Origin of the sequence: Bacillus haikouensis (genome assembly GCF_013179555.1) — a bacterium.
Classification (GTDB): Bacteria; Bacillota; Bacilli; order Bacillales; family Bacillaceae_B; genus Rossellomorea; species Rossellomorea haikouensis_A.
In genome coordinates this window covers 1-4,661 of record NZ_JABMCR010000299.1, presented here as the reverse complement: position 1 = coordinate 4,661, position 4,661 = coordinate 1, and the positions used below count along the sequence as shown (strand labels likewise).

The window sequence follows — 4,661 nt, the reverse complement described above, 5'->3', positions numbered from 1 at the left end:
CTGTCCAAAATCTCGCTAATAACAAGGAAGTGGCAGAAATCATTGGGCTGCCTCAGCCATATTTATTAGAACACGCTCTTGACTGGATCGAAATCCAGCCTGCTCAATTTGAAAAAGGAACCGAATTTCCACTGGCGATTATAGAGAAAGGATCGAACGAGTTGGTGGGCACAATCACGCTTCGGGTAGATGCGGTCAATCAAAAGGGAGAGCTTGGCTACTGGATGGGAAGACCATTTTGGGGAAAAGGTTTTGCGACTGAGGCGGTGAAAAGGATGACGTTGTTTGGAATGGATGAACTTGGATTAAACAGGATATGGGCCGCAGTCATTTCAAGAAACAAAGGCTCTATTTCTGTACTGCAGAAAGCGGGATTGAAGAAAGAAGGTTTACTGAAAGGAGACCGCCTGGTTTCAGGAACATTCGAAGATATTGAGATTTTCGGTATTTTGAAACAAGAATGAAAACAATTCGTTTCGTTTTGGAAGAAGGGCGTAAATATGTTGAATTCCCAGTAAAGTAAAGAGTCATGTGACCCTTCACTCAAACGTTTCACCAGTCATAACCGTCATAAATCGGTTATAAAACTTTTTATAATCAAACCCGAATGCAATACGGTGCTTTTTAGCATTATTCTCAAACTTGATATAAGGCCTGATATCGGTGATGCTCTGTCCCTGATCGACACGGCCTTCCGTTGTCCCGACAAAAACAGGCAGTTCTTTGAAGGTAAACATATCCTCGTAAAGAGGTGCCATGAGCGTAATGGCATCATGCACAGGACTGCCCTGAATATCCGGATTTCGCTCTTTATAGAAAACATAGTAGTAATCCAACATAGGTTTAAACAGCTCTGTTAGTCCTTTTGAGTCGATATAATCAACCATCTGAGGTGTCACGATTGCATAATCGGTTACATTAAGAGGAATGATTGTAACATTTTCCCCGTAATTCATGACAACTCTTGCAGCGACAGGATCAGAGTAAAAATTTGCCTCTGACACGGCGGTAACATTCCCCGGTACCCAAAAAGCGCCACCCATTACGTAAGTATCTTTTACTGTACCCATAAGGTCTGGGTATAGAACATACATTGTTGCGAGTGATGTCAATCTCCCTATACTAACAATTGTAAGGTCTTTTCCGAATTTTTTTATGATAGTAACAATTTCAAAGAAATTTTCATACTTATCGACTAGTACGTCAGGTATGATCGGCCCCATTCCATATTCACCATGAATTTCCGGGTAAAATGTTGGTTCTTTGGCTGTCATAGGAATTTCCGCCCCTCCTATAATAGGAAACTTTTTTCCTTCTGGAACGAAGGTCAGTAAGTAATTCGCTGTTTGTATCGCACGTTCCCTGGGCACATTTCCATAATCCGCAACAACACCTACAAGTTGAATGTCCTCACTTAAATTGGCATAAATAAGCGCAGCAATATCATCAATTCCGACGTCTGCGAACAGCAGAATTTTCTTCTTCACTGGGCTCACCTCCCGTTTTTTTACATTATATAACAACGACAAATTGTCCTGTGTCAATTCGGGAAATCCAAGGATTATATTTTTTTATAAAAGCTAATGAACTTCACGATATGGTAAATGGTAAGATGAAATTACCGGAAAACTTTTACAATGCGTCAGGAAATGAAGGGATAAATTGCTCTATAACTTTAGCCGAATGGCAGTGAAGTAATGGATCTATCTAATATACTTTCGTGCAGACACAATGCGTGGAAACTGCCAAGCTATATGATTCTTAACCTATTTGAATGTTTCGGTCTTCCGCTGCCCGGTTTGAGTATTTCATCCGGGGAACTATCAGTGCACCGGAGCTTGTAGGTGAGGTGATTTTATGAAGAAAATTGTAAATTTTTATCTTGAAGATCCCCACCTTCAACAGCTTATACGACACTATCTCAAGGAAGACTTATATCTATGGGCAGATGGGGAGCTGGATGAATTCGGCAGGATGTGTGCCGGGGAAATCGATGAACGTGCCGTTCATACCGATCGTGACGGGCAGCCGCGACTGATTAAATATAATCGCTTTGGTGACGAAGTTTCAGAAATCTGGGTAAATGAAGGCTATAAGAAAACAGTTGAGGAGACCTACAATAGGGGGATAGTGGGGTATATTCGCAAAGAGATTCCGGAACTTGGGACGAAAGGAAATTACCTTTATTCATTTGCACAAGGATACCTGCTTTCTCAAACGGAGCCCGGCTTTTACTGTCCTGTGACATTAACAATGGCGACTGCTTTGCTGCTCGATAAGTATGCTTCTGTTGAAGTAAAAGAAAAGTTTTTGGACCATGTGGTGTCGACAGGTGAAGTGGAATTGTTTGAAGGCGCAACGTTCTTGACCGAGAGACAGGGCGGATCAGATGTCGGGGCGAATACTGTTCATGCCCTTGTGCAGGAAGATGGCTATGAACTATATGGCGAGAAATATTTTGCCTCCAATTCTGGTATGTGTGGTATAGCAATGGTGCTCGCACGCATTGAAGGTTCCGGAAGCGGGACGAAAGGACTGACCTTATTCGCAGTTCCCTGGAGAAAGAAAAATGGCAGCCTTAATGGCATTCATGTCCGGAGACTGAAAGACAAGCTTGGTGTTCGGGCAGTCCCTTCTGCTGAAATCGAGTTTGAAGGGGCGAAAGCATATGTAGTCGGACAGAAAGAAAGAGGCATTTATTATATGATGGAAGCATTGAACCTGTCGAGGATCTGTAACGCGACTGCTTCGATCGGTATTATGCGGAGAGCATATCTTGAAGCGAAGAATTATACGTTTCATCGTGAGGCTTTTGGAGAGGTTCTTGCAAAATATCCGATGATAAAAGAAAGCCTGGTTAAACTGGCGGTGATGCTGTTTTCAGGCTGGCAGAGATGTTCGATCGCTCCGCAAATGATAAAGTAGCCGCGAATGAAGACGAAAAGGCTCTCACCAGGCTGCTAATTGCAATCCTGAAAAAAGAAACCGCTGAACAGGCAATACACTTTTCACATGAAGCGATTGAAATGTACGGAGGTAGCGGCTATATAGAGGATTTCGTCCTTCCTCGATTACTTCGTGATGCACAAGTGCTCACAGTTTGGGAAGGGACAGCGAATATTTTGGGCTTGGAAGTGCTGAGATTGATGAAGAAGCATCGTGTCCATGAACTATTTATAAAACAAATGAAATGGGAACTTACCGGGCTCCCGGAAGAACTTAGAGATTTAAGCGAAAGGTACTGGAAGGATTGGAAGTTTTAGAAGATGTCTTGATGAAAGTGTCCAATGCTGGACTTGATATCCAGACATATCATAGTAAACGGCTTGCAGAATTGATGGTGAAGATTTACGAATGTGTTGTGGCACTTGGGGATGCAGCAGTATTTGGCGGCGAGCGGAAGCGGATGGTTGCTGAATTGTTCATCGAGTATACTTGGAAAAAGAATGAGTGGCTCGACTCAGAAATGAAGTCGGTCAAGTACTTTGATGGAATTGTCAGGTATAAGGTGTAGGTTTAAGAATTAGACAACCCCGGTCAGATGAAAAACCCCGGGGTTTGGGGTTTTTCATTATTTCTCGCAGCAGCAAGGACAATCACACTCTTTCTTAGTCTGGCACTTGCACCGTTTGCACGTGCAGTTCTTCTTAATCATGGGTCACCACCTCCAGGGAATTCTTATCAGTAACAAGTTAACCAATTTTCAAGAGTTCCATACTTCACTGAGGGGTTATAAAATACGGCAGGAGGGATGATTTTACTTTCTACTGCACATATTATTCCTAGCTTAACCGAAAGGAGATCAGACCCGTGAAAGAAGAAAAACAAACGAAAGATGTTCCTTTAAAAGAAAAAGGCGACATGCAGACAATCGATAATATCTCGAATAGTGAAAACGTCCAGCCCGCGCCTCAGCCAAAGGATTATGATGAAATCGAATACTGAATGGACCGATCTTTATCCATATGCCCAACCCTCGCTGCTTTGAAGTTTAAAGCAGCGAAAGTAGGACAGGAAGAGAAATTAAAAAGGCTGAGCTTAAATTTCAGCCTTTTTATCGTTATCTTGGAGCCCATAAGATAACAGACACACCGATTATACAAATGACAGCACCAATAAAATCGTAAAGGTCAGGAGTGTTTTTATCAACCCACCAGCCCCATAAGATGGCAAGCACAATGAACACACCCCCGTATGCTGCATAAATCCGGCCGAAGGTAGGGAAGTTCTGCAGAGTTGGTATAATCCCGTATACGATCAGAATCAAACTGCCAAAAAGCCCATACCATGGAGTGGCATTTTCCCTTAGCCACAACCAAATCAAATATCCTCCCCCAATTTCTGCTATCCCGGCAACGATAAATAAAAGTATGGCTGAAGCCATGATTTCACCTCATATCAATTAAACTCATGGTCTGAATATAAGTATACCAATCAACAGAGAAAATTTAACCCTCCTCATTGCAACAATCATTTAGAATATGACTGGAACTTGAGCTCATTTCAACCTGCGGAAGACAATAGAAAAGCGGGTGAATAGAATAGTTACAAACGAATGATAATGTTTGACAGCTGCCGATTCTTTACTTATCATTAAAATATAATACATGAACACATTGTCATATATTGAAATAGAATAGGAGTGACACCATGGGAAAAAA

At 42.1% G+C, this 4,661-nt stretch carries 4 protein-coding genes and 1 pseudogene; 3 read left to right on the top strand and 2 right to left on the bottom strand.

Annotated elements, in window-relative coordinates:
* Nucleotides 1-464, top strand: a 464-nt coding sequence (locus HP456_RS20135; RefSeq protein ID WP_172254416.1) for a GNAT family N-acetyltransferase, incomplete at its 5' end; no start/stop codon positions are given.
* Nucleotides 465-539: 75 nt separating this feature from the next.
* On the opposite strand, the gene HP456_RS20130 is transcribed toward HP456_RS20135, so the two are convergent.
* Nucleotides 540-1,487 carry a nucleoside hydrolase gene (locus HP456_RS20130; protein ID WP_172254415.1) on the bottom strand — a complete coding sequence of 316 codons (948 nt, stop codon included), beginning with the start codon at nucleotides 1,485-1,487 and terminating at the stop codon, nucleotides 540-542.
* Between the two features lie 370 nt (nucleotides 1,488-1,857).
* On the opposite strand from HP456_RS20130, the pseudogene HP456_RS20125 reads away from it, so the two are divergent.
* Both HP456_RS20125 and HP456_RS25440 read left to right on the top strand, forming a co-directional pair.
* Nucleotides 1,858-3,514, top strand: a pseudogene (locus tag HP456_RS20125) (acyl-CoA dehydrogenase family protein).
* Nucleotides 3,515-3,810: 296 nt separating this feature from the next.
* The gene (locus tag HP456_RS25440) at nucleotides 3,811-3,945 is read left to right on the top strand and encodes a hypothetical protein (protein ID WP_281358101.1); all 135 of its coding nucleotides are present in this window, start codon (nucleotides 3,811-3,813) and stop codon (nucleotides 3,943-3,945) included.
* 115 nt (nucleotides 3,946-4,060) lie between these two features.
* On the opposite strand, the gene HP456_RS20120 is transcribed toward HP456_RS25440, so the two are convergent.
* Nucleotides 4,061-4,384, bottom strand: coding sequence for a YnfA family protein (locus tag HP456_RS20120; protein WP_172254414.1), 324 nt, complete (start codon nucleotides 4,382-4,384; stop codon nucleotides 4,061-4,063).
* Nucleotides 4,385-4,661 lie beyond the last annotated feature (277 nt).

What these genes read in the sequence shown, in the direction of transcription:
- HP456_RS20120 (WP_172254414.1), bottom strand. Translation starts at nt 4,384, where the DNA reads ATGGCTTCAGCCATACTTTTATTTATCGTTGCCGGGATAGCAGAAATT.